This is a genomic window from Dysgonomonas sp. 511 (assembly GCF_010501105.1).
Taxonomy (GTDB): domain Bacteria; phylum Bacteroidota; class Bacteroidia; order Bacteroidales; family Dysgonomonadaceae; genus Dysgonomonas.
In genome coordinates this window covers 1-24563 of record NZ_QVMQ01000023.1, presented here as the reverse complement: position 1 = coordinate 24563, position 24563 = coordinate 1, and the positions used below count along the sequence as shown (strand labels likewise).

Genomic DNA, 24563 nt, shown 5'->3' with positions numbered 1-24563 from the left:
ATATTTTTAGTTATTAATTTTCTATTCAGAAGTTTTAGGCATGCACATAAGTACCGATATTCTCACCTTTCATTACCTTCTCCAGGTTGCCATATGTATCCATGTCGAATACCACTATCGGTAGGTTGTTTTCCTTACACATTATAGTAGCTGTCATATCCATCACCTTCAACCCGCGGCTATATACTTCATCGTATGATATGGTATCGAACTTGGTCGCTGTTGGGTCTTTCTCCGGATCGGCAGTGTAAACACCGTCAACACGCGTCCCCTTGAGCATCACATCGGCTTCTATCTCTATCCCGCGAAGCGATGAGCCTGTATCGGTGGTAAAAAACGGGTTGCCTGTACCGCACGACAATATGGCGACTTCACCGTTTTCCATAGCTTCTATTGCTTTCCATTTACTGTATATTTCACCTATAGGCTCCATACGGATGGCGGTAAGCACCCGCGATTTTTGCCCTACGGCATTGAGTGCCGAACTAAGGGCAAGGCTATTGATCACAGTTGCCAGCATTCCCATCTGGTCGCCTTTTACCCGATCGTATCCTTTCGATGCTCCGCTCAGTCCGCGGAATATGTTTCCGCCACCTATTACGATGCTTATTTGTATGCCCATATCGGCTACAGCTTTTATCTGTGTAGCATAATCGTTCAGGCGGTTTACATCTATACTATTCCCGTCTCCCATAAGGGATTCTCCACTAAGCTTGAGGAGTATTCTGTTATATTTTGCCATATCTCTTTTTATAATATGCAAATCTAGCATAATTTATGAAATTATGAAAGACGGGCATCATTACTTTTCCCGCACCGATTGACCAAAGCAGTTCCTCAAAAGTAAAATAATGTAAACGAATGTTATCTTATTTATAAATCGACTGCCATCTTGTCCACTTTCTGCTGTAGGTTTGTTTATCTTTGTAAAGATTGAGTAATAAACTACAAAAACTCTTTATTGACATGGAATTATCGACTTTGTTGTCACCTATGAACCTTACATTAATCATTCTGGTTATTGCTTCCATTTTCTTTATGCGGGGCAAAGTCAGATCCGATTTGGTGGCTATATGTGCTTTATTGGCTCTTGCCCTTTGCGGGATACTTAGTCCTGCCGAGGCATTAGCCGGGTTTTCCAATTCGGTAGTCATCATGATGATAGGCCTGTTTGTGGTAGGTGCGGGAATCTTCCGTACGGGGCTTGCCAAGATGATAAGCAGTAAAATATTGCAGACTGCCGGAAGCAATGAGAATCTGCTCTTTGTGCTCGTGATGCTCGTTACGGCTTCCATTGGTGCATTTGTAAGTAATACGGGCACTGTGGCTGTTATGATGCCCATTATTGTAAGTATGGCTGCCAGTGCCAATATCAGTTCGCGACGCTACCTAATGCCATTGGCCTTTGCCAGTAGTATGGGGATGTTTACGCTTATCAGTACACCGCCCAACCTTGTTATACAAAATGCGCTGGTAGAAGCGGGGTACGAAGCCTTGTCGTTCTTCTCTTTTGCTCCGATTGGCTTTGTGGCATTGTCGGTAGGGGTTGTTGTATTGTTTTTCTTAAGCAAATTATTGGTATCGAAAGATGATTCGAAAGCAACCAAAAAGAATAAAGGTAAAACCCTGAAAGAACTTGCCGAAGAGTATAACCTGTCGCACCAATCGTATAAAGTGGAAGCTGATAAAGACTCGCCGATATTCAACAAGACATTGGCCGAACTCAAAATAGCTACCTTTTACGATGTCAGTATCAGTAAGATAATAAGGGTGACCGGCAACTCCCGGTTCAGAAAGAAATATATAGAGGAAGTAGCAGGCCCTAAGTCCGTTATCCAGAAAGGCGACATATTGTATTGCCATGGCGAGAAGGAAAATGTAGAACGGTTTGCCAAAGAGAACAAGCTACACTTCAGGGAAGAAAACCGAGCAGAATCATTCTCCAATTTTCAGGAGTCGGGTATTGCAGAGGTTTTCATTATGCCAAACTCTAAATTGATAAACCGTACCATATCCGAAATCAGGTTCAGGGAAGAATATAATGTCAACGTATTAGGTATCCAACGGCAGAAAGAATATCAGATGCACGACATAAAAGACACGAAGCTGCATTCGGGCGATGCCCTCCTGATACAAGGTACATGGAAAGACCTGGCTAATCTGGACGACCGACAGGACGACCTCGTATTGGTGGGTCAACCATTGAAAGAGGCTTCTAAGGTGACACTCGACCAGAAGGCTCCGGTTGCTGCCGGCATTATGTTGCTGATGGTCTTGGCTATGGTATTCGAGATAGTGCCTTCTGTTATAGCAATTATGATAGCTGCCGTGCTGATGGTGGTTACCGGTTGCCTGCGCAATATGGAAGAGGCTTATGGCAGTATCAACTGGGAAAGCGTGGTGCTTATAGGGGCGATGTTGCCTATGGCCACTGCATTCCAGAATACGGGAGTAGATACACTGATTTCGGGTGGATTGGTCGATTTTCTCGGAGGCGACAGGTTCGGCTCTTTGGCTCCTTACGCTTTGCTGGCCGGTATATATTTCTGTACCTCGCTGCTTACCATGTTTATAAGCAATACGGCTACAGCGGTACTGTTTACCCCTATCGCCCTCAAGGCTGCCATAGGGATGGGAGTAAGTCCTTACCCGTTCTTGTTTGCTGTGGCTGTGGCTGCAAGTATGTGTTTTGCCTCACCGTTTTCTACACCACCTAATGCCCTGGTAATGACTGCGGGAAGGTATAGCTTTATGGATTATATAAAAGTGGGGCTTCCTTTGCAGGTGATAATGGGTATAATAATGATATTGGTATTGCCGTTCTTATTCCCGTTCTAATCCGGAAGATAGCCCTCATGCGGAAAGAAACAAAGGTGTCCCAAAAGTAAGGAAGGACACCTTTTTGTGTTTATGCAGTGAAGTGTTCGAAAAGTGATTACCTCACTCCTTTATCTCCTCATAAGAGACATATTCGCCTTCTTCTTTCGAAAACACCTTTGCAGGCTTTTCCGATGATTGAGAAGAATCACTATAGCTACTACTTGTATTCTGTTTTCTACTGCCATTATTGCCTGAGGACGTATTATATGCCGTTTGTTTTCCGAAAATGAAGGATGAAACTCCCCGCACGATCGATAACAACATTATAATACCGAAGGCAAATACCGAAAATAATATGAAGAAAAGAAATGTCATACGCTCTCAATTATTAGTTACTAACCGCAATTCCTATTTCAAATATAACACCAAACACGAATTTCGAGCCCGTTTTTTCTCATATTTAACAATCGTTCATTATTTCTAAACAATTTTCAAAGAGCTGCTATACCGGCTTTGACAATACCTGTATGCTCGATAAGGATACTGCAAGCTATGAGGATAAGAATAATGCCTCCTAATACATTTATACGCAGGTTGTAACGCTGCCCTGCCTTGCTGCCGAATATCACACCGAGAGACGATATTATAAAAGTAACCAGGCCGACAACCAATGCCGGGTAGATAATGTCCTCTCCTACTAGCGACAACGACAGGCCAACGGCTGTGGCATCTATACTGGTAGCTACAGCCAAACCCAGCATAACCTTAAAACACAAGGGATTGAACGGCGCACATTCTTCTCCGCGGATGGCAGATATAATGACCTTCGCTCCCAAAAAGAAAAGGATGCCGAAAGCTATCCAATGATCGAATGAACTGATGTGATGCGCGAATGTAGATCCTACATACCAACCAAACACAGTAAGGTTCATCTGCACAAATGCCAGCATGCCGGCAATCCGAAGAACATTCTTCGGTTTATGGTTGGCAAGGATTATTCCACTGGCGAGGGCGATTATGAGGCTATCCATCGACAGTCCTATTGCCAATACTATTATTTGGGCTATATCCATTCGGTAATTTCGGATAGCGGTTTACGTAATTTTTCTGCCGGCCTACTCTTTTCCTCATCAATATAGCCAATAGGGAAAATAGCTACAGGAACGATATGCGCGGGTAGATTCAATGCTCCTGACAAAATTTCAGGATCGAAATTACATATCCAGCAAGTGCCTAGCCCTATTTCAGCCGTAGAAAGGCATATATGCTCGGCAGCGATAGCGGCATCTATGTCTGCGTGGTCTTTTCCGTCCGAACCTGCTCTCTTCCACGACGCGGAGGTGTCTTCGCATACTATAATATTGGTTGGTGCTGCCTTAAACCAATCTCTATCGTACGACTTGTGTATCTTTGCCAGCAGCCCTTTATCCTGCACTACGTAAAACTTCCACGGCTGCTTGTTGCAAGCCGATGGCGACAATCTGGCACATTCGAGAATATATTCTATTTTTTCTTTCTCTACCGGTAATGACATAAATGCCCTGACCGAATAGCGGGTTTCGATAAGTTCTTTCAGTTTCATCGTTGATCTTTACTTATAGATAAAAAAGCCTGCAAATAATACAGGCACAGTTCTCTTTATATTTCTTCTTCTATCTTATAGTCATTCCTTCCCGTTGAAGTCCGGGACACCAGCTCGCCTACAAACCCGGCAAGGAATAACTGGGTTCCCAATATCATCAGTGTGAGCGATATATAGAAATATGGGGAATTGGTAACAAGCGGATGTGCAATTCCCTGATGGATGGCATATAGCTTATTTGCCCCAACAATAATAGCAGCTACAAGTCCGAGGAAGAACATAAGCGAGCCCAGTAGTCCGAAAAAATGCATGGGCTTGCGACCAAACATTGATAAAAACCACAGCGTCATCAAATCCAGATAGCCATTTACAAAACGGTTTAACCCGAATTTCGTCTTTCCATATTTACGCGCCCGGTGTTGTACCACCTTCTCCCCTATCCTATTGAATCCTGCTATTTTAGCAAGGTATGGTATATAGCGGTGCATATCGTTGTACACCTCTATATTCTTTACTACGTCTTTACGGTACGATTTCAGTCCGCAATTGAAATCATGGAGTTTCACCCCCGATACTTTCCGTGCCGTAGCATTGAACAGCCGGGTAGGAATAGTCTTCGATAGCGGATCGTAGCGTTTCTTTTTCCAGCCCGATACCAGGTCGAACCCACCTTCTTTTATCATACGGTAGAGTTCGGGTATTTCATCGGGACTATCCTGCAAATCTGCATCCATTGTGATCACAACATCGCCCTGCACCCGGCTAAACGCACTATGCAACGCCGGAGATTTCCCATAATTACGGCGAAAACGTACAGCTTTCACCTCCGGAAAAGATTTTGCCAAACCGCATATAATCTCCCACGAACGATCTGTACTCCCATCGTCGACAAAGATTATTTCGTACGAATAGCTATTCTCATCCATCACACGTTTTATCCAGGCATGGAGTTCGGAAAGAGATTCTTCTTCGTTCAGCAACGGTATTACTACAGATATATCCATATTCGTTTTATATAGTCAGTTCTTTTTGGTTGCGATTATCAGGCTGAGAACAATGCCCATAAACAGGCCTAAAAAGAGATTTTTCAGAAATTCGACAATGATGTAAAAGATCTTGCTGGAGTATATTGCAATTAGTTGATCCTTAATCTGAAGATATTGTTCTTCGGTCACAAGCCCTGTTTTGCCATAGGTTTCTACACTATTCAGCACATTGGATACCATGTTGGCAAAATAAGGCGGATCTATAAACTTATAATGTGCATACATCATAGCTCCTTCGAGAAAAGATGCATAAAAGCACATCAACAGCATAAATAAAATAGAATACACAAGCTTGTGCTGCCCCACCTGTCCCGAAAACCGATACCTGGTATAAAATACATATATAAGCAAGAATGTACCTATATTCATCAGGTAATACAGGAACAAAAACCTGTCGGAAACACCAGCTCCCGCTATTATCAGAAATATATACCTGAATACCCAAAACGCACCCAACAGTAAACCATAATACATTGCATATCTGTTAAGTGCAGCTAAACCACTTTCTATTTTCCGGTCATTTTCCATATTCGCTACAAATGTACTAATTTGTTTATAAGTATGGATGCAAAAAGAGTGCCGATTCAGGATGAATGCACGAAAAATAATATTACTGCCAGGGCAGATGATGTTATTAAACAGAACTTCTGCAAACCGAACGGATGCAGAAGTTCCAAGAATAAAAAACACCTAAAACAGGCAAGAGCCTTATTTCTTTGTATTTGTAATAGCTTCTACTACAGCTACAGTAGTTATATTTATAATATCCCTCACCGGGCTTTCCACGTCCATAAAGTGAACCGGCTTGCGCAACCCCATTTGTATCGGCCCTATGCTTTCGCCGCCTATACCCAGTTCTATCAACAATTTACTCGCAATATTAGACGAGCTGAGATTGGGGAAGATAAGCGTATTTACATCTTTGCCCTTTATCTTGTTGAATGGAAATTTCTCGTCGCGTAGTTCCTTGTTCATTGCGAAGTTTAGCTGCATTTCGCCGTCGATGTCATATTCGGGATAATTCTCGTGGAAGTATCTTATAACATCCGAAACCATCTTTGGCGTGCCGTCATCCTCTGTCCCGAAGTTGGAGAAAGAAAGCATTGCCATCACAGGATCGGTAGTAAAATACCTGACGGAATCGTGGGTAAGCCTTACAATATCTTTCAGCGCATCGGCATCCGGCCAACGGTTTATCAGCGTATCAGCAAGGAAATAAGGGCCGCGCCGTGTTTGTACAATGTGCATGGCCGCAAAATGGTTGTATCCGGGTTTCAGTCCTATCACTTCGAGCGATGTACGGGCAAAATCCCTGTACTGACTGTATATGCCTGTAATCACGGCATCGGCATCGCCTGTTTCTACCATCATCATACCGAAGTAATTGCGGTCGTTCATCTTCTCAAAAGCCTCCTGATAGAAGATACCCTCGCGCGATTTGCGTTCGCTCAGTATTTTAGCGTAGCGTGCCCGCCGTATGTCCTCGTCGATACTTCGGTGGTCTATCACCTCTATTCCGGTCAGGTCGAGCCCGTTTTCATTGGCAAGGTTATATATCCTCTCCTTGCTGCCCAACAGTATCGGGCTGCATATCTCGCTCTTCAGGGAGAATACGGCAGCCTTAATCATATTGATATGATTGCCCTCGCAATAGACAACCTTTTTAGTAGCACTTTTTGCAAGATTCGTAAGCCTGTGAATCAGCTTATTGCTATAGCCTAGCATATCCGAAAGGCTGTTTTCGTAAGCCTCCCAGTCGGTGATCTCGCGTTGTGCCACCCCGGTATCCATTGCTGCTTTGGCTACGGCCGATGATACAACCGTCAGCAGCCTCGGATCCATCGGCTTAGGTATTATATATTCCCTGCCGAAGCTTACACGTTTCAGTTCGTAGGCAGTATTGATAACATCCGGCACAGGCTCTTTAGCTAGCTGGGCTATTGCCCTTGCTGCTGCCAGTTCCATCGGTTCGTTTATCGTTGTGGCGCGTACATCAAGCGCTCCCCTGAAAATGTATGGGAAGCCCAATACATTGTTTACCTGGTTGGGATAATCGGAGCGTCCTGTGGCGAAAATGATATCTTCGCGCGAGGACATTGCGTCTTCATACGAAATCTCAGGGTCGGGGTTTGCCAATGCAAAAACGATCGGGTTGGCGTTCATTGTTCGTACCATCTCTTTTGTCAATACATTGCCAACCGACAAACCGACAAATACATCTGCCCCCTTTATTGCTTCTGCCAGTGTGTCGAACGGAGTATCTACAGCAAAATACGCTTTCGATTTGTCCAGATCGGTACGCCGGGTATTCAATACGCCGTGGCGGTCGCACATTATGATGTTCTCTTTGCGCAACCCGAATTTCATGTACAGCTTGGTACATGCTACAGCCGAAGCTCCTGCTCCGTTTATTATTATGCGTATCTTCGAAATATCCCTGTTCGTCAGGTCGAGAGCATTGAGAAGCGCGGCAGCCGATATGATAGCTGTGCCGTGCTGGTCGTCGTGCATAACGGGGATATTCAGTTCTTCCTTGAGCCGCCGTTCTATTTCGAAGCATTCGGGAGATTTGATGTCCTCCAGATTGATACCGCCAAAGGTAGGGGCTATTGCCTTTACTGTTTGTATAAACTTATCAGGATCAGTTTCGTCTACCTCAATATCGAAGACGTCGATACCTGCAAATATTTTGAACAACAAGCCTTTGCCTTCCATCACAGGCTTCCCTGCCAATGCTCCTATATTGCCCAATCCCAGTACAGCCGTTCCGTTCGATATTACGGCTACCAGGTTCCCTTTTGCCGTGTAGTCGTATGCGGTGCGCGGGTCTTTTTCTATTTCGAGGCAAGGCTCGGCCACTCCGGGCGAATATGCCAGCGACAGGTCGGTCTGGGTGCTGTGAGGTTTAGTAGGTATTACTTCAATCTTTCCGGGTTTACCTGATGCATGATACTTCAATGCTGCATCTCGCGTTACTTTAGGCATAAAAAAAAGGTTTTTGTTGATAAAACGGGTAAATGAATCTTTCACCCCGTCCGGTTTAGATTTAGCCGGACAGGGGAAATTTTATTGAAACAAAATATTTTAACCACGGTGATCTCAAATGTACCGGGTCATTTTTCACCGCTATTAAAGGGGCAAAAAGTAACACATGTAACACATTTTACTCGTTTTTTATCTGTTACTTTTTTAGACAATAATTATCCGGCTTTTAGGGCTATTAGCTAAGAAAAAAAGTAACAAAAGTAACACATATCCGCTATTTTTTCATTGTTACTTTTCACTCGGATAATACGCTTATTACCTACATAATACAGATAAAGTTCTTGAGATAAAATTGCATTATGTGTTTCTTTTCTTAGTCGAAAAAGATATGAACGGCATCTTTCGCCATTGCCGCCTGATCGTGTGCTACATTGGGTACTTTACGCATTGTCCAGTTAAACTGGAAGCTGCTGCTGGTAGCCATAGTCTTGCTATTGTTGTAGAAATATAGCCCTCGTGCATAGCGGTGTTCTCCCTGCAACATTGCCTCCGGCGTTTTGCGTAGCGAAGGGTCGTTGGGATTATTGTCGCTTTCGCCGAGATGGACAGTCATATCTACCTTGCAGGCCGAAGCTACATCCGTGCGCGATAGCTGTGTGTTTTTCAATCCATATGGAAAATCTACATTGAACAGCGGCATGGTGTACCAGCCGGCATTTGCAGCCACGGCTTTATCTATCTTGGCATTGGGGTTGAACAGTACATAGCGGTGTACAAACTGCGATCCGGCTGAATGACCGAAGAGGCTGTAGCGGATACTTTTGTTGCCGGTTTCTGCTTTTATATATTCAAATAGCGGTTCGATGATGGAGAATGTCCATTTTTCTCTATCTACAAACCGTCCCGAATTGTCTATCACATTTCCGGTTATGTATTCGTCGCCCGAATAATATTTTTCGGGAAATTCTATCGAAAACACCATGCAACGGTGTGTCTTTACAATATCCATCCACGGGCGGATATAATTATCGGCATCCCTGTTGGTTCCCGGAAAGACAAATATTACCGGCATTGTAGACATATCGCCTTGGCTTATCGCATAATATACGTTCACGGGCTTGTCTTTCAACGGGGTGTACCGGTTGTATTCAAACTTTCCGCTACCATTCGTTATTCCTCCTGTAGGGTTCGTATCATCGCCGCCATCGCTGTCGCCACACGAAAACAGCAACAGGAAGGAGAGTAATGATATGATTTGAAATGATTTTTTCATTTTATAATTTTCTGATGTGATTTTTTCAACACAGAGTAAAAGGAGTTAAACGAGTTCTTTTACGATAATACCCCTGATACTCTTTTTACTCTGTGTTTTAATATACTTAAAAAATTATCTGCATCAATAATTCTGCCTGAATATGGTTTCGTATGCTATTGCTCTTATAGTCGAGATACGAAAATCCTCCCTGTATTTTGAGGCGGTTATCCACAAAATATTTTGAAAGAGTAGCATCGTATGCGCTCATATCCTGCAACAAAGAATTACTCTCTTTAAATTCCGGCTTTACCTTCGTATAGCGCAGGTCTAAAGCAAACCCGTTGCGAAGGGCATAACCCATTTGGATATTATAGCTGTCTCCCAGATTAAGATACGAACTTATTTCGCCGGGAACCAATTGCCCGGTCTGGTTCGATGCCGTATAAAGTCCTGCAAGACGAGCCGCAGAGGTATTTCCGTATTCGCCCAGAAGGGAGAAGCCCTGATATTTGAACATGATGTCGGCATATAGCTTGCGGTAATCAGGCAGTTTTTCTTTTCCTTCTTTTGTATATAGTGCAAAATCGCCATGCCCTTCGCCTATGTTGTTGCTCACACCCGAGTTGTAACTTCCGGCTACCCCCACTTTTATTTTAGGCGTTGTTTCGTGCGCAAGGTCTGCGCCTACCTTATCGTTTCCGGCTGCAAACAGTCCCAAAGGACATACGTCGAGTCGCCCTCCATATTTCAACCCGCCTTTATCTACATCTATAGAGCTGGAGCCAAAAGAGTTGCGCCCGTCGCCGGTAGTTACAGCCACCTGCGGCATAAAGCCTACATTTCCGAGTAAAAATTCACTTTCGAGGAACAATCCCAGTTCGCGCCCTTTGTTCGACAAGTTGCGGCTCAATATGCTGCGGTCTACCATCGACAGCCTGTTTTCGAGGAATGTCATTTCGCGGTTGTTGGTAAATGTCTGTTTTTGTCCTGCGCTTATTTTCAGAAACTTTATGGGCTGGTATGCAATCCATGCGTCCATCAATGGTTTGCTATCAGCAAAATCGAGTTGCAACAGGAAGCTTACTTTTTCTTTCTTGGCATTGCCTGCCAGCGAAAGGAAGCCGTATTTTATATCGAAACGGTTTTCGGCTTTGCTGCCCTCATCTTTCTGGTATTGCGCACCGGCTTGGATAAATCCGCCGAGATTGAACGAATAGTCGCCATCGTTGAGTTGTATATCAAGGCCGTTTCCCAACCTGAAATCTGTTTTTCCATGCGATTTCCCCTGAGCGAAAAGTCCTCCTGATATCAGGATCGAAACACATATGATAAATATTCTTTTCATAATTATATTGTTTTGTTTTTTCACGTTATTAGTAGTTGTTTATTATCCGGTAAACAGGAAGTTCTTCGCCCAGCTTTACAGGCAAAACATGGTAGCGTACAAATCCGTTTTCGGCTTCGGGTTCTAAAACTACAGCCGCCAGATTGCTGTTGCGCTGATCCATTTTTACGATGAATGAACCTTTGGGCAGGTTTACTTTTTTAGAAGCCACCTCAGTTTTCACTATTTGCTCATAGAAGCCTTCGAATTTTTCTTCACTTTCCCTGTAATCGCTTATTGTGTAGGCTTCGGCATCCATGTTTCTGTCTTTGTCCAATGTTTCTACCAATATGCCTAAGTCCCGGAGTTTATCAGCCAACACAGTTTGATTTGGTAACAGGGCATAAGCAAAAGGCCGTTTCCTTACTATGCCGTCTTTGCGTTGTGCGGCGTCGCGTACAGGAATCTCAACATCTATCAACCCGTTTTTCTGTATGTCGATAAAAGGTATCTTGCGAAGCTCTTCCGTGCGACGTTGCGTAACGACTATATCTGCTTTCGATTCTGTAGACTGGCGGATTGCCTCCTTGATTTCAGCCGACTTTTCATCTGCCATTTTCAGGGTATTGAGTGCTATGAGGTAACCTGTATAAACCCTGCGCTTGAAATTGGCTTTACCTATATTCGTCCCCCTTATTTCTATCAGTAGCGATACGGTATTAGCCAACCCGAAGGCTGTGGCGGACGAACGCGGGCTGCCTCCACCCATATTCAACTGCACCTCGCCGTTCACCTGTGTAGAAGTGAAATACTTGCAATAGGTTAGCCTGTCCCTGTTCAAAGCGTCTTCTAATAGCGGGAGATATGTGTTGCTTACGAAATTGCGCAATGGCGTCTGATAATTCGGGTTTTCGCTGTACAGAAACATTACATCGGCATAACCCGAGACGCCAAAACTGCCGAATTTCAGATAGTCGATACGAAAAGGATTGTATTCGTGCAGGTCGAGTTCTACATCGGGGGCAAATTCGTTGAAGAACTTGCGCAAAGCCTGATTTTCGGGTGTAGCCAGCTTGCTCATATCGCGGTTGAGGTCGAGCCCGTTGGCTGTCTGCCGCTTCAGCTTATCACCGCCGTCGATATTTACCATTGGCAGGATGGCTATTTCCAGGTTTTCTACCAGCGAGGCAAACGTAGGGTCGTTAACAAGCTTATCTATCACAAGCAGAAGTGCTTCCGTACTTCCCGGCTCGTCGCCATGTACACGGCCTGTGAGCATTACTTTCGATTTCGGATTGTTTGATTTACCGAAAACAACTGCCGGTATTTGCTTGCCTTTCTGTGTGTTGCCTATATATTGCAAGGAGATATAATCTTTTCCGGCAATAGTTTTCTCTATGTATTTGATAAGTTCATCATATTTCACATAGCCTTTTTTATGAAACGATGGTGTCACATAAAGAGGGTCGGGAAAGAACTTTTCAGCCATTTTCTTCGGTTGCTGAGCCATAGCGATTGATACTATGCACAACAGCGTAAATAATATTTTTAGTCTCATCATCATAGTATTCGTTTTTTAAAATGAGACCTGTAAAAGAGTCTGGAACATCATCTCGTTCTTATTTTCCATATCTCTATTCAGCAAGTTGCGGCTACCATCGCGCGCGTCTACATAGATGAAGGATGCCTGCACCTTTATCGCATGCGAACGGGTAAGGTATTTGGCGGCCGATATTTCGTAGAAGTTGCGGCGGTTGTTGTACAATGTATTGTGCATATACGAGTTTTTATCGGGCCTGAGGTGTGTATATCTTGCTCCTACCAGATACAATGCAGGAAAGAGGTAGGAAGCTTCGATATTGTATCCCGAACCTAACATCATACGTCCTTTCACATAGTCTTCTACTCCTCCCTCGAAGGTTGTGGCATACGTACCGTCGTTCCTTACACGGTAATGTATATCGTCGGGAACACCTGCCCATGTTTTGGCAAATTCGCCCAATACCGACAAGCCTTTGTATTTGAACAGGAAGTCGGCTACTAATTTGCTGTAGGAAGGCAGAGCCGGCTGTTCGTCTATATCCAGATACATGATAGAACCGGTAGTGCGTCCGCCACGGCGGTCGCTGGTCGCATTGTTGTAGCTGAATGCTGCTCCTACCGATAGTTTAGGCGTAAGCTCGCGTACTAAATCAGCACCCCGAAATTCGCCAAACTCGCGGAAACGCCCGAAAGGAAGGTAATTGATACGTCCTCCGTATTTAAGTCCTCCTGTGCGTTTGCCTGTAGTGAAGCTGCCATCGCCATCGGTGATAATAAGCGATGGGCGCAGGAATGAATTGTTACCTACCCTCACTGTTCCTTCTACAAACAGCCCTACTTCGCGAATGGTGCTGAACGCCGACGAAACCTTGCTCCTGTCGACAAACGCGAGTGAGTTGGAGCCGATAAGCATCTCGCGGCTGTCTGTTCCCAACGACCGCTGCCCGAAGGTAACACTCCAGTTCGACGTAGGGTTGTATCTGATATAAGCATCTTTGAGTATGCTGTTGGCTTCTTCTTCTCCTGCCAGCGATTCGGAAAAATCGGCAGATAAGACATATGACACTTTTTTGCGGAATGCATCGCCCGACAAACGCAAACGTGCCCGGCGTATGCGGAAACGGCTGAGTGAATTGTCGTCGCCACCTTCGTAGAAACGTGTGTCGGATTGTGTTTGCACAAATCCCCGGAGGTTTAGGCTATAGCTATCACTATTCGACTTCATGGTAACACCTTCGCCAAGCGTATATTTTTCGAAAGTGACCCCGTCCTGTGCGAATAATCCCGCAGGCAGAAGCAATAATGACAGGTATAATAGTTTTGTTATATTTTTCATAAATACTGATTTATTATTTTTCATATGTACCTTTCCTTAAGATAACTTTGTCTTGCATCATCAGTTCTCCTTTTGCAACAACATCGTATAGCGTATAGTCGTTGTCGAGGAAACAGAAGTCAGCATCACCACCCACGGCAATCGTGCCCTTATGAGGCAACGACAGGTTTTTGGCAGGACTGCTGGTGATGAGTTTGAAAGCTTCGGACGGGTCTACTCCCCCCTCATTTATTAGCTTTACCACTTGCTTGAAGTTGAGGTCGATAGGTGCTTTGCGGTAGCCTACTATTTCGCCGTCGTCGTTTTTAATCATCACTCCTGCATTGCCATCGCTGCTGAGGGTCATGTTGTCCATAGACACCCCCTGGTCTAATGCCAGCAATACTTGCTTGTACGGCTCGTCGAATTTTGTTCCCCCGGTCGAGATATCTATCATACCGCCCAGTTTGGCAAAGCGGATGGCTTCGTCGAACAAGGGGTGGGTGCGCCCTACATGGGTAGGCGATATGCGGCGTATGGGGGCCTGGTATTTTTCTACAAGGTCGAGCAGCAATGCCATACCCGAGCGTTGTCCGCCGAGGTGTACGTGGAGTATGCCTTTCTTTTGCGATAGTAAGCCGGCAACCTGTATGTCGCCCAGCAAACGCAATAGTTCTTTAGCATCGGGATGAGAGGCACGCTCATCGCTGATGGCGATCTTACAGCCGATAACTTTGTCGATAAACATTATATCCTGACGTACATCGCCCGTAATGGTGACCGGAGGATATGCAAAGTAGCTGGTCAGCATATAGGCGGATATCCCTTCCTGCTCCAATCCCTGTATTTTAGCATACAGGTTTTGCAGGCTCTTGGTTGTTCCGTCGGTGCCCAATAACCCCATCACTGTGGTCGTTCCGCAGGCTATAAGTTCGCCCAACTCGATAGGGGGCGTCATAGAGGCATAGCCGGTTTGCCCTCCTGCTCCCGTGACGTGGATATGCTGGTCGATGAAACCGGGGAATACCAGCTTGCCTTGTGCATCGATGGTTTCGATGCCGGGCAGGGCAATATCAATCTTATCCTCAATCTGCAATATCTTGCCTGCACCTACCAGTATATCTTTGTGTCCGAGATAATGAGGGGCGTATATTTTTGCATTCTTTATTATTTTCATCATAAAATTTATTTTAAATGAGATACAAGTGAACAAGATACTAGTATTTCTTTTGTTTCTTTGTTGACACAATCTGTAGTGAAAACTCGTCTACTTGTGTCTTGTTTACTTGTCAACTATTATAAACCTCCATGTCAGATAGAAATAGAATGATAGACAAGAATGAATATCAGCCCAATAATCAAAGGAATGAGGTTTCTTTTCGCCAGGTCGAATGCCGATACTCCTGCTATTTCCGATATTGCTACTATTATCCCTGCAATGGGTGAAGTGGCACGCCCCATGCTCGATGCCAATTGCATAGGGAGAATCATGTCGGCTGCTTTTACGCCAAGTTTTGTAGCTATATCCGGCACAAGAGGCCCGAAGGAGAAGAACGAAGCATTGCCGCTACCCATAAGCATGGAGGCAAGGAAGATGATGACGGCAATAAGGATGCCGATGCCTATTGCTCCCAACCCGAGGTGAGTAGATACATCTACCAGCCCGTCGATAAATCCCAGGCTGATAAGCCCTGTAGAGAATATTTCGGCGGCAACGATCAGCGTGATCACGGTAGCAAATACTTTCCCCATCCCTTCCCAGAATATCTTGAGCGAGGCGAATACTTCTTGCGCCTTGCGTCTGCGTATCAGTTCGAAAACAAAGGCAACCGTTACTGAGATGAATATTGCTGTAGTGGTATCCAGTATTATCGGATTGTCGGGAAACAGTTCGATGAAGCGGGAAAATATAATCAGCAGTATCAACGGTAATATAGGTAGTATGGCGTAGATAAGCGGTGCGCTGAGTTTGAAATCTTCTTTCTTTACCTCCTCTTTTTCCGCCTTATCTTTTTTGTCGAAATACTTGTTGCTGAAATAGTATATTATCATCAGCACTATAGTGGCCGGAATAGTGATTGGCAGCTGGTCTTCGATAAAGTAGGCTACATTACTTTTGCCTATCAGTTCGGCCGCCCGTGCCGTATTTGCCGATGCAGGCCCCATATCGAATATGGTGCATGCCGAAATAACCGAAACGGCTGAGAGACGGCTTACGCCCAATCCTACAAGAACAGGATAGATAGATGCCACCAAAAGCAGCCCCAAACCTGTAGCCGACGGGGTGCAGATGAAAAGCAGCTGCCCGATAGGTATGACGAGGATGGATGCCAGATAAGGGTATTTCTTCATCACCGACAATGGTTGCATCGAGATATACACCAATGCTTCGCTTGCCCCGATATGTTTCATATAGGCGACAAACCCGCCTATTGCCATAATCATAAGCCCTACGCCCGACAAGCGTCCGACCATAGATTCCTGAATACGGCGGAAGAGGTCGAAGAAAGACGAGCCTGTACTTTCGCTGAGTTCGGGTACCGAGAAGTTCATCAGCATACCTATACCTACCATCATCAGCCCACAGATCATCAGTACAGCCTGCGGATGATATTTTTTGAACAACAGGTATGCTGCTATTATTATAAATTGTAAGGATACTATAATTCCTATTATTGTCATAATCAATCCTTTTTTATTTATTGAGAAACTACCCCTTTGGCTGTAGTGAGATTGTTGAATATAGCAGCCGGAATAGGAAATGGCGCATTTGCATGCTTAGATAAGTCTACAGACTTCAGTTTGGTGTTTTTAGACAAATCTATCGACTGTAATATCTGGCTGCCTGTGACCTTGCTACTGGCCGTGTACGACAAAGTGGTCAACTCTGTATTCTTAGTCAGGTCGAGCGACCCTATAAAATTATTGTTCAGGTTGAGTGTCTCCAATTGAGTTAAAGCAGTCAGGTCGATACTTTCCACTTCGTTGGATGTAAGGGTCAGTCCTGTGGCATTTATGAAATATTGCAGCCCATCCACATTCTTTATTTTCGAGGAAGCTGTCCTTACTCCTGCATTGGTCAGTGTTGTGATAGAACCCGACGACTTGCTCAAATTCAAAACTCCTGTATATGCTTTAGCCTCTTCGGTGTCGATATAGTATGAATAGGTAGTCGTACCCGATGTATTTTCTATTTTTTCCGTTACCCCTGCCACATTCAGGAATAGAAGATATTCGCCAAATGCTTCATCCGCAATTTTATATCCTTCTGTCTCGCCGCTGCCATCGTCAGCTTTCACACCTTTAGCAGTCGTCAACTGGTTAAAGATTTCGAGAGGAATAGGGAATGGCTCATCCCTGTGCTTAGAAAGGTCTACAGAAGTAAGCTTTGTGTTGTGCGACAAGTCTATTGTCTTTAGCTTCTGGTCAGCAGTAGCTTTCGAGCTAGCTGTGTAAGTGAGTGTTTTAAGCTCCGTATTTTTGCTTAAATCTAATGATCCTATCAGATTGTTGTTGAGTGTGAGCGATTCCAGTTTGGTCAAATTAGAGAGGTCGATACTTTCTATCTCGTTGGATGTAAGCGTAAGTTCGGTCACATTTGCAAAGAACTGCAATTCATCTACATCTTTAATTTTGATGGCTGCTGTTTCCAGCCCGGCTTCTTCCAGTTTGCTTATATTATTCGACGATTTGCTCAAGTTGAGCGCGGCTGTTTGCTTAAGGGCAACCTCGGTATCGACATAATATTTCTTCACGCCCTCTTCATCTGCCATGCTTACTCCGGCGGCTTTCAGGTAAAGCAAGTATTCTCCCAATGCCTGGTCTTTTATTTCAACATTGTTGTCCGTCAGTTCCGGCATGCTGACATCGTTGGTCGAACACGACGAAATAAGAAAACTGATCAAAGCCATCAATAAGAGACAGCAGGTAAAAATTCTTTTCATGGTATCGCTAGTTTAAATTTCTGGTTACAAATATAAAACTGATACTAAACAGGGCTATTAATAAATCGTGAACAAGGCTATTAATACAAAACTTTAAGAGATAATTTCCGTATAAATATTAAAATATAGCGTTATAATCAAATTTTTGTATTAATATTGTTTAGCCATAAGATTATAGTTGCAATAGTAATGATATTTAAGAAATATATATTTTGCTTATTTATTTTTTTATTCTTTTTTACACCAGCCCTGCACATTTTTGCACAAGATGAGCCGGAGCAAAAGTCCACCAATTACATATCCGGCACAGCATTAAACAAAAATCGTTTTTTCAGGTTCAATAACGATATAAAATTAGCATTCGATGCCTCCCTGCAAAAAGGATACGAGCAGTATCTCGAATACCTGCTCCGCATTACCGACATCAATAAGCAGGAAATAAATGTTATACTCAGCATACAGAACGATTCTTCGGGCGAACTATTAATTATATCGAAAGATAAGCTGTCGAGGCGGTCGCTAGGTATCTTAAAAGAAGATTTCCAGAAGGAATCACTACCATTCAGTTTCCTTGTAGATCTTAAATCAGACCAGATGACAATAGAGGTTAAAGATACAGTGTTGATCGAGAACCGTTTGGGATTAAGACCTCATGCAGACTATAAAATCGTATTGGGAGCCTTCGACAACAAGAGCAGGGCAAACCAGCATGCCGCCTCGGCTCTCAGGTTGTCGAACATATCGTCTGACCCCGATATCCTGGAACAAAAAGAAATAGAAGAAGGGGAAAACTCAACTCTACTTTGGATTATAGTAATCGTCGTTCTCGACATTTTCATTTTTGCCTATATTATAATAAGGAAAAGAAAACAAAAGAAATTGCGACAGATAGAAAATGCGGGAGAAGAAGATGTAGATGAGGACATTGTATTTCATCCCGAAGCAGATATAGACGCGATAGCAGAAGTGGACAAGAGCGCCGTTTTCCTGTTCAAGCAATTCGAGGTATTGGACAAGGATTCGAATGATATATCTTCACGCTTCACGCCTTTGCTCAAAGAACTGTTCTTGCTTTTACTCCTGTATTCGCAAAAAGACAGCAAGGGTATTACTACAGGGTTGCTCAAAGAGATTTTGTGGTTCGACAAAGAGCAGCAAAGTGCTAATAACAACCGTGCTGTAAACATCGGCAAGCTGAAAGGCATACTCGATACCGTGGGCGGATACGAAATAGTTACTAATCCTCATAATATCAGGATTGAAATAAAAGACGATATATATTGCGACTATGTCAGGATATTATTCCTCTTAAGGAACGAGAGCCTCAACAAGCCGCAGATAATGGAACTGGTGTCTGTCGTACGCCGCGGATCATTCCTGCCGGAATGCAGCTACGAATGGCTCGACCCGTTCAAAGCCGAAATATCGGACAAATTGATAGACAATCTGCTGAATTTGTCAGAACTACCCAATATAAAAGAAGACGACAGGCTACTTGTGCAGATTGCCGATACTATATTCAACCTCGATTCGCTGAACGAGAGTGCATTGGCTATGAAATGCATCGCCCTGACCAATATGGGAAAACGATCTATAGCCAACAGCAGCTATAGCAGGTTTGCCAAAGATTATGAAAATATGTATGGAACGCCATTTCCGGCATCGTTTTCGGAAATAATGAAAGTCCCTTAACCGCCTTGTCAGCGCAGTTTATTCTTCTGGAAATAAGGAGCCGACATGACGGCAAAATAGATAACTCCCAGTACAAGTATCGCAGAACTGATGGCATACAGCCAACTGAAATTCAGCTTTGAGATAACTATTCCCCCAATGACTGTTCCCAATCCTATACCGAGATCCCAGAACGTGAAATAAGTGGCGTTCGCCGTTCCCCGCTGATTGTGCTCTGCCAGATTGATAAGCATGGCCTGAAATGCCGGGTTGATGTAGCCGTATCCTATTCCGAGCAGGAAGGCTGTGACGTAGAGCATTATAGTATTATTGCATAAGGCAAGCAAGCTGAAGGAAAGGATAAGGAAAACACTACCTATTTTTATCAGAAGAGCGATTTTCCCTTTATTAATCGTTTTAGCCGAAAGGAGGCGTGCCAGAAGTATCCCCATAGCCAAAACCACAAAGAAGATACCGGCACTATTCTCATAACCTGCCATTTCGCTATACAGCCCCATGTAGTTCAATACCGAGCCATAACCTAGCCCTGCTATGAAAAGAAGCCCGACACAGGGTATTGCTTTCAGAAGAATAAACCTGTCGAGAGACATGGGTTGCTTGCTTCCCGGCATGGCCGGTTCCTTATTTACCGGCTTGATAAGGACGATAGTGAAGAATCCTATAAGGCTGGAGAAAAAGGCTGCAAGAAACAATGCGTCGTACGAGTAGTTCTGATGTATCCAAAGACCGGCAACAGGGCCTATAGCCATAGCTATATTTGCCGCCATACCGAAATAACCGATACCTTCGCCCCGGCGTTCGGATGTCATTTTGTCTATTGCAACCGTGCTTCCGCTTACGGTACTCATGCCAAAGGCCAGTCCGTGAAATATACGCAGGATCGTGAACAGTACCAGCGTTGTACCTACCACGTATCCGGCAAAGGTAATGCAAAAAGCTCCGTAGCAAATGAGGTATAACGGCTTGCGGCTGAACATATCTACCAAAAAGCCCGAAAAGGGACGGATACATAGTGCCGAAATAGTATATAAAGCCAGTACGATACCCGCCAGCGAACCACTTGTATCCATTTCTTCGATCAGGTAAAGCGGCAACACCGGAATAAGCATGTAAAAAGAGAAAAATAGAAGCAAGTTGGATACAAAGACAAGGATAAAATCCTTTGTCCACAGGGCTGGGAGTTTGTTAGTGTTCATATTATGTTATTGTCATTTTTCGTAAAGCCTGTTTAAATTTTCGATAAAATTTAAACAGGCTCTACAAAACTGCACTTATTATAAGTGTGCTATTATACTGTTATTGTCAAGTCTAACGGATATTTTACTTTTTCTTTTAGCAGGGCGATATCTATTACTTGTTTGATATCAGTCACATAGTGAAAACTAAGCCCTTTAAGGTAAAGCGGTTTTATTTCGTTTATATCTTTCTCGTTTTCCTTGCAAAGAATTATTTCTTTTATCCCGGCACGTTTGGCTGCAAGTATTTTTTCACGGATACCGCCTACGGGCAGCACTTTTCCACGTAAAGTAATTTCGCCAGTCATTGCCAGATTCGGTTTCACCTTGCGTTGGGTAAATGCGGAGGCAAGCGAGGTTATCATCGTTATACCTGCCGACGGCCCGTCTTTGGGGATAGCCCCTTCCGGCACATGGACATGGACGTTCCAGTTTTCAAAAACCTTATCATCGATATTAAGGTAACTGGCGTGGGAACGTATGTATTCCAGAGCCAGCACGGCCGATTCTTTCATCACATCGCCCAGATTTCCGGTAAGGGTAAATTTTCCTCCTTTACCTTTGCTTAGCGATGTTTCTATAAACAGGATTTCGCCTCCTACCGATGTCCACGCAAGACCCGTAACCACACCGGCATAATCGTTGCCCTGATATTGGTCTCTTGTATATTCTACAGCGCCAAGGTATTCGTGCAGGTCGGCAATATCCAGAGTCTTTTTGTATTCTTCGTCAGAAGCGACCTTGCGCGCGACCTTGCGCATTATTTTGGCTATCTTTTTGTCAAGCTCACGCACACCCGATTCACGGGTATAGTTTTCTACTATCTTTTCCAGTGTCTTCTTTGGGATGTCTATCACACCTTTCTCCAAACCGTGATTTTCCATTTGTTTGGGAATCAGGTGCCGGCGGGCAATCTCTACTTTTTCTTCGATGATATATCCACCTACGTTTATCAGTTCCATACGGTCGAGAAGCGGTTGGGATACCGTCGATAGGTTGTTCGCGGTAGCGATAAACATTACTTTCGACAAGTCGTAGTCTACGTTCAGGTAGTTGTCGTGAAAAGCAAAGTTTTGTTCCGGATCTAGCACTTCGAGCAGGGCTGAGGAAGGATCGCCCTTGAAGTCGTTGCCTATTTTATCAATTTCGTCCAATACAAATACAGGGTTGGAAGAACCGGCTTTCTGTATGTTCTGGATAATGCGTCCCGGCATAGCTCCGATGTATGTACGACGATGCCCGCGGATTTCCGATTCGTCGTGCAATCCGCCGAAAGATACCCTTACATATTTCCGGTTCAGTGCTTTCGCTATAGATTTCCCAAGCGATGTCTTCCCTACTCCCGGAGGGCCATACAGGCATATAATCGGCGATTTGAGATCGCCTTTCAGTTTCAATACTGCCAGATGTTCTATGATGCGCTCTTTTACCCGTTCTAGTCCGAAATGGTCTTGGTCGAGCACTTTCTGAGCATGCTTCAGATTGAAATTATCTTTTGTATATTCATTCCACGGCAACTCAAGCATTGTTTCCAGATATGTAAACTGGGTGGAATAGTCGGGAGATTGTGGATGTAGGCGTTCGAGCTTATGTATCTCTTTTTCGAAGGCCTTGGCTACATCTGCACTCCATTTTTTAGTTTCTGCCCGTTTCCACAATTCGTCTATATCGGCTTGCTGAGGGTTGCCACCCAATTCGTCCTGAATGGTTCTTATCTGTTGTTGCAGAAAATACTCTTTTTGTTGTTGGTTAAGCTCTTCACGCGTTTTCATCTGGATGTTGAGCTTCATCTCCATCATTTGGGTTTCCCGATTCAATAAAACGAGTAGGCGGTATGCACGATCCTTGTCATCGTCAACTTCCAACAATGCTTGTTTCTCTGCTCCGGATACAGGAAGGTTTGCACAGCAATAGTGGACTAGCATAGATGAAACTGCCTCGGATTTAAGCCGTTGGATAAGTTCCTTGGGCGGATCGCCATAGAGTCTCAACATTTGTATCATCAAGTCGCGGATAGAATCGAGCAGGGCTTTATATTCTGTATCTGTTTTAGATACAGGCACAGATTCTTTTATTATATATTTTCCTTTCAGGTATGGCTCCGATTGTGTAAGTTCAGTCAGCAGGAAACGTTTTTTTCCCTGAAAAAGCACTGTCACATTTTCATCGTCGGGCAATTCTATTACACGGAGAATTTCTCCTATAACTCCCACGGAATACAAATCGGCTAATTCGGGATCTTCGCTATCTGCGTCTCTTTGGCAGACGAGTCCGACATATTTTCCTTTTTTGCGGTTTAGTGCTCTGACCAGTTTCAATGATTTTTCGCGGGCAACAACTATCGGCATGCTCGACCCCGGAAATAAAACCGTATTGCGCAAAGGCAGAATAGGCAGCTCGTCGGTCAGCAAGTCTTCGTCTATATGGCAATCCCCATTGTCGAAATCGTTCGTAATGATCGAAATAACAGGCTCATTACTATCTTCGGCACTGAGTAAGTCTTTTTTCTTGTAAAACATCATGTTGCGTCTTTTTTATAAAATATTCCCTTACCATTCATTATGGCTCTGTAAAAGTACAGAATATTAATTAACTTTGCCTTGTTAGCAGCAAATTTCGTGCCATGGGGTTTAACTATAATTTTCTGCCATTTATTTTTATTTTAGAACTTTACTCATTATGCCAAATCCATATTTCCGGTTTAAACAGTTTACGGTATATCACGATCGGTGTGCAATGAAGGTTGGTACCGATGGTGTGCTGCTCGGCGCATGGGCTGATATTTCCCAGAGCCATAAGGTGCTGGATATCGGAACAGGAACCGGGCTGATTTCTTTGATGGTAGCCCAACGCAATCCTTTACTGTCTATAGAAGCGATTGATATGGATATGGATGCCGTGGAACAGGCTAGGGATAATATTGGGAATTCGCCATTTGGAGACCGGATAAGGTGTTACAACTGTTCGTTACAACAATATTATAGGGAGACAAGCCTGCTGTTTGACCATATAATTTGTAACCCTCCATTTTTCTCTCAATCATTGAAATCGCCGGATAAGAAACGGTCTATAGCACGCCATACGGATAGCTTGACAGCAGAAGATTTGATTAGTATCTCCTCGAAAATGTTAACGGAAGCCGGTAAAATTTCTATCATTTACCCTTTTGCATATAAGGAGCAACTGGTGCTGTTGGCTAAAAATAATGGTTTATGCATTTCGCGGATGATGAGTGTAAGGCCTACTGCGACATCGGATTACAAACGGATTGTGATAGAAATGTCGAAAGTAGTATTGCCTATATCCGAAACAGATATGATTATAGAAAAAGAACGGCATAAGTATTCGGATGAGTTTATAGGATTGGTAAAAGATTTCTATTTGAAGCTATAATCTTTTTGGTATAAGACAGTAAGGGAAAAACTTTCTTTTATTTTATTTGTGAAAAGATTAAAATCTATTATCTTTGCACTCGCTTTTTAGCATAAAGGTGAGGTCCGGTAGCTCAGCTGGATAGAGCAACAGCCTTCTAAGCTGTGGGTCGTGGGTTCGAATCCCGCTCGGATCACTAACTGAATATTAGATAATTAAGAGATTTGCAGCGATTTGCAAATCTCTTTTTTTGTTTATGTCGCCGAACTTTCCGAACTTTATTTGCCGTATTTCGGTGTTTTGTTTCACAAAAGTTTCACAACAACATGGCAACATTTAAAGCAACAGTTCAGCACAGTACATGACAAAAATAGGATAAAAAGGGAAATAATTGACTGATAATAAGCCTGTTATTATTTTGAAAAGACCTTGATTTTTAGTATCTTAGAAA

Annotated in this window: 19 protein-coding genes and 1 tRNA gene; 4 read left to right on the top strand and 16 right to left on the bottom strand. The window is 43.8% G+C overall.

Annotation, left to right across the window (positions count from 1 at the left end; all coding sequences use genetic code 11):
* Positions 1-34: 34 nt before the first annotated feature.
* The gene (gene pyrH, locus D0T57_RS11395; protein WP_163273620.1) at positions 35-742 is read right to left on the bottom strand and encodes a UMP kinase; all 708 of its coding nucleotides are present in this window, start codon (positions 740-742) and stop codon (positions 35-37) included.
* A gap of 251 nt (positions 743-993) precedes the next feature.
* On the opposite strand from pyrH, the gene D0T57_RS11390 reads away from it, so the two are divergent.
* On the top strand, positions 994-2838 hold the full coding sequence (locus D0T57_RS11390; protein ID WP_163273636.1) for an SLC13 family permease: 1845 nt from the start codon (positions 994-996) through the stop codon (positions 2836-2838).
* Between the two features lie 102 nt (positions 2839-2940).
* On the opposite strand, the gene D0T57_RS11385 is transcribed toward D0T57_RS11390, so the two are convergent.
* The 13 genes from D0T57_RS11385 to D0T57_RS11325 form a co-directional block, all read right to left on the bottom strand.
* Positions 2941-3195 (bottom strand): DUF4834 family protein, encoded by a 255-nt coding sequence (locus D0T57_RS11385; RefSeq protein WP_163273619.1) that lies wholly within the window; start codon positions 3193-3195, stop codon positions 2941-2943.
* 116 nt (positions 3196-3311) lie between these two features.
* Positions 3312-3893 carry a manganese efflux pump MntP family protein gene (locus D0T57_RS11380; protein ID WP_163273618.1) on the bottom strand — a complete coding sequence of 194 codons (582 nt, stop codon included), beginning with the start codon at positions 3891-3893 and terminating at the stop codon, positions 3312-3314.
* On the bottom strand, positions 3884-4402 hold the full coding sequence (locus D0T57_RS11375; RefSeq protein WP_163273617.1) for a nitroreductase family protein: 519 nt from the start codon (positions 4400-4402) through the stop codon (positions 3884-3886). Before D0T57_RS11375 ends, D0T57_RS11380 begins: the two co-directional genes overlap by 10 nt.
* Positions 4403-4458: 56 nt before the next feature.
* A complete protein-coding gene (locus tag D0T57_RS11370; RefSeq protein WP_163273616.1) occupies positions 4459-5406 on the bottom strand; it encodes a glycosyltransferase family 2 protein in 948 nt (315 codons plus the stop codon).
* Between the two features lie 15 nt (positions 5407-5421).
* On the bottom strand, positions 5422-5976 hold the full coding sequence (locus D0T57_RS11365; protein ID WP_163273615.1) for a DUF4199 domain-containing protein: 555 nt from the start codon (positions 5974-5976) through the stop codon (positions 5422-5424).
* A 180-nt stretch (positions 5977-6156) separates the two neighbouring features.
* Positions 6157-8433, bottom strand: coding sequence for an NADP-dependent malic enzyme (locus D0T57_RS11360; protein WP_163273614.1), 2277 nt, complete (start codon positions 8431-8433; stop codon positions 6157-6159).
* A 373-nt stretch (positions 8434-8806) separates the two neighbouring features.
* Positions 8807-9706: a hypothetical protein gene (locus D0T57_RS11355; RefSeq protein WP_163273613.1), complete on the bottom strand. Its 900-nt coding sequence runs from the start codon at positions 9704-9706 to the stop codon at positions 8807-8809.
* Positions 9707-9812: 106 nt separating this feature from the next.
* A complete protein-coding gene (locus tag D0T57_RS11350) occupies positions 9813-11033 on the bottom strand; it encodes a hypothetical protein (protein WP_185154673.1) in 1221 nt (406 codons plus the stop codon).
* A 28-nt stretch (positions 11034-11061) separates the two neighbouring features.
* A complete protein-coding gene (locus D0T57_RS11345; RefSeq protein WP_163273612.1) occupies positions 11062-12576 on the bottom strand; it encodes a M14 family zinc carboxypeptidase in 1515 nt (504 codons plus the stop codon).
* A 12-nt stretch (positions 12577-12588) separates the two neighbouring features.
* Positions 12589-13890 carry a porin gene (locus D0T57_RS11340; protein WP_163273611.1) on the bottom strand — a complete coding sequence of 434 codons (1302 nt, stop codon included), beginning with the start codon at positions 13888-13890 and terminating at the stop codon, positions 12589-12591.
* A 13-nt stretch (positions 13891-13903) separates the two neighbouring features.
* Positions 13904-15049 (bottom strand): beta-aspartyl-peptidase, encoded by a 1146-nt coding sequence (gene iadA / locus D0T57_RS11335; protein ID WP_163273610.1) that lies wholly within the window; start codon positions 15047-15049, stop codon positions 13904-13906.
* Positions 15050-15180: 131 nt separating this feature from the next.
* Positions 15181-16551 carry a C4-dicarboxylate transporter DcuC gene (dcuC, locus tag D0T57_RS11330; RefSeq protein ID WP_163273609.1) on the bottom strand — a complete coding sequence of 457 codons (1371 nt, stop codon included), beginning with the start codon at positions 16549-16551 and terminating at the stop codon, positions 15181-15183.
* 17 nt (positions 16552-16568) lie between these two features.
* Positions 16569-17813 (bottom strand): hypothetical protein, encoded by a 1245-nt coding sequence (locus D0T57_RS11325; RefSeq protein ID WP_163273608.1) that lies wholly within the window; start codon positions 17811-17813, stop codon positions 16569-16571.
* 189 nt (positions 17814-18002) lie between these two features.
* Here D0T57_RS11325 and D0T57_RS11320 point away from each other — a divergent pair, with 189 nt between their 5' ends.
* Entirely contained in the window at positions 18003-19505 is a 1503-nt protein-coding gene (locus tag D0T57_RS11320) for a hypothetical protein (protein WP_163273607.1), read from the top strand.
* 8 nt (positions 19506-19513) lie between these two features.
* Here D0T57_RS11320 and D0T57_RS11315 read toward each other — a convergent pair whose 3' ends face one another.
* The gene (locus D0T57_RS11315) at positions 19514-20701 is read right to left on the bottom strand and encodes an MFS transporter (protein WP_163273606.1); all 1188 of its coding nucleotides are present in this window, start codon (positions 20699-20701) and stop codon (positions 19514-19516) included.
* A gap of 92 nt (positions 20702-20793) precedes the next feature.
* Positions 20794-23259, bottom strand: a complete 2466-nt coding sequence (lon, locus tag D0T57_RS11310) for an endopeptidase La (protein WP_163273635.1) — start codon at positions 23257-23259, stop codon at positions 20794-20796.
* Between the two features lie 160 nt (positions 23260-23419).
* Between lon and D0T57_RS11305 the strand changes: the two genes are divergently transcribed.
* Positions 23420-24133: a tRNA1(Val) (adenine(37)-N6)-methyltransferase gene (locus tag D0T57_RS11305; protein WP_163273605.1), complete on the top strand. Its 714-nt coding sequence runs from the start codon at positions 23420-23422 to the stop codon at positions 24131-24133.
* A 101-nt stretch (positions 24134-24234) separates the two neighbouring features.
* A tRNA-Arg gene (locus D0T57_RS11300) sits at positions 24235-24308 on the top strand.
* Positions 24309-24563: the final 255 nt, after the last annotated feature.

Coding starts and splice junctions, on each gene's coding strand:
- D0T57_RS11370 (WP_163273616.1), bottom strand. CDS start 5,406: ATGGATATATCTGTAGTAATACCGTTGCTGAACGAAGAAGAATCTCTT.
- D0T57_RS11365 (WP_163273615.1), bottom strand. CDS start 5,976: ATGGAAAATGACCGGAAAATAGAAAGTGGTTTAGCTGCACTTAACAGA.
- D0T57_RS11390 (WP_163273636.1), top strand. CDS start 994: ATGAACCTTACATTAATCATTCTGGTTATTGCTTCCATTTTCTTTATG.
- D0T57_RS11350 (WP_185154673.1), bottom strand. CDS start 11,033: ATGAAAAGAATATTTATCATATGTGTTTCGATCCTGATATCAGGAGGA.
- D0T57_RS11325 (WP_163273608.1), bottom strand. CDS start 17,813: ATGAAAAGAATTTTTACCTGCTGTCTCTTATTGATGGCTTTGATCAGT.
- D0T57_RS11380 (WP_163273618.1), bottom strand. CDS start 3,893: ATGGATATAGCCCAAATAATAGTATTGGCAATAGGACTGTCGATGGAT.
- D0T57_RS11320 (WP_163273607.1), top strand. CDS start 18,003: ATGATATTTAAGAAATATATATTTTGCTTATTTATTTTTTTATTCTTT.
- D0T57_RS11345 (WP_163273612.1), bottom strand. CDS start 12,576: ATGATGATGAGACTAAAAATATTATTTACGCTGTTGTGCATAGTATCA.
- D0T57_RS11375 (WP_163273617.1), bottom strand. CDS start 4,402: ATGAAACTGAAAGAACTTATCGAAACCCGCTATTCGGTCAGGGCATTT.
- pyrH (WP_163273620.1), bottom strand. CDS start 742: ATGGCAAAATATAACAGAATACTCCTCAAGCTTAGTGGAGAATCCCTT.
- lon (WP_163273635.1), bottom strand. CDS start 23,259: ATGTTTTACAAGAAAAAAGACTTACTCAGTGCCGAAGATAGTAATGAG.
- D0T57_RS11355 (WP_163273613.1), bottom strand. CDS start 9,706: ATGAAAAAATCATTTCAAATCATATCATTACTCTCCTTCCTGTTGCTG.
- D0T57_RS11340 (WP_163273611.1), bottom strand. CDS start 13,890: ATGAAAAATATAACAAAACTATTATACCTGTCATTATTGCTTCTGCCT.
- D0T57_RS11385 (WP_163273619.1), bottom strand. CDS start 3,195: ATGACATTTCTTTTCTTCATATTATTTTCGGTATTTGCCTTCGGTATT.
- D0T57_RS11305 (WP_163273605.1), top strand. CDS start 23,420: ATGCCAAATCCATATTTCCGGTTTAAACAGTTTACGGTATATCACGAT.
- D0T57_RS11315 (WP_163273606.1), bottom strand. CDS start 20,701: ATGAACACTAACAAACTCCCAGCCCTGTGGACAAAGGATTTTATCCTT.
- dcuC (WP_163273609.1), bottom strand. CDS start 16,551: ATGACAATAATAGGAATTATAGTATCCTTACAATTTATAATAATAGCA.
- D0T57_RS11360 (WP_163273614.1), bottom strand. CDS start 8,433: ATGCCTAAAGTAACGCGAGATGCAGCATTGAAGTATCATGCATCAGGT.
- iadA (WP_163273610.1), bottom strand. CDS start 15,049: ATGATGAAAATAATAAAGAATGCAAAAATATACGCCCCTCATTATCTC.